The following is an 862-nucleotide window of genomic DNA, read 5'->3' as shown; positions in this document are numbered from 1 at the left end:
TACTTAGGGTTCATCAAATGAATGAGGTCTTTCATTATGATGTTCACGCAATCCTCGTGGAAAGCACCATGATTGCGGAAGCTGAACAAGTAGAGTTTCAAACTCTTGCTCTCTACCATCTTGACATCGGGGATATAGCAAATACGGATTTCCGCAAAGTCCGGTTGCCCCGTGATGGGACAGAGGCTGGTGAATTCGGGGCAGTTGAAACGCACCCAGTAGTCATTGCCGGGATGCTTGTTATCAAATGCCTCCAATACTTCGGGGGCATAGTCCTGACGGTATTCTGTCTTTCTCCCCAAAAGGGAAAGTTGGTCTTTCAATTCTGTCATAGCCATATATTTTTAGTGATACAAGTGTGCCTCATTTAGTAGAAGCCAAAAACTTTTCCAATCCTTCTCTGCGCAACGTGCATGCCGGGCAGTGTCCACAACCATCTCCCGGGATACCGTTATAACAAGTCAGCGTTTCGTGACGTATAAGTTCGAGCACTCCAAGCTCGTCTGCCAGCGCCCAGGTCTCCGCTTTGTCAATCCACATCAGTGGTGTGTGCAGTACGAATTGCTCGTCCATAGCCAGGTTCAGCGTCACGTTAAGCGACTTGATGAAAGCATCCCGGCAATCGGGATAACCGCTGAAATCGGTCTGCGACACCCCCGTCACAATATGATTAATCCCCCGCTCGCGGGCGTAGACGGCGGCTATACTCAGGAAAAACAGATTGCGTCCCGGCACAAAAGTATTCGGAAAGCTGTCTGCCGGCTTCTCCTGGTCCATCTCCATGCCGGCATCTGTCAATGAGTTATGTCCCAGCCGGCCGATAAAGGAAACATCCATTACTTCGAACTCCACACCTGCCTTA

At 49.7% G+C, this 862-nt stretch carries 2 protein-coding genes; both read right to left on the bottom strand.

From position 1 onward, the window contains the following. Positions 1–332: preQ(1) synthase (gene queF, locus ABUA47_RS22895; RefSeq protein WP_349832115.1), on the bottom strand; the 332-nt coding region annotated here is incomplete at its 3' end. Positions 333–363: 31 nt separating this feature from the next. Then, positions 364–862, bottom strand: a 499-nt coding sequence (gene queC, locus ABUA47_RS22890; RefSeq protein ID WP_349832113.1) for a 7-cyano-7-deazaguanine synthase QueC, incomplete at its 5' end; no start/stop codon positions are given.

Source organism: Bacteroides sp. RTP31139st1_H2_RTP31139_211217 (genome assembly GCF_040227615.1).
GTDB lineage: Bacteria > Bacteroidota > Bacteroidia > Bacteroidales > Bacteroidaceae > Bacteroides > Bacteroides uniformis.
The sequence above is the reverse complement of the archived record's forward strand: the minus strand, read 5'-3'. Positions and strand labels throughout refer to the sequence as shown.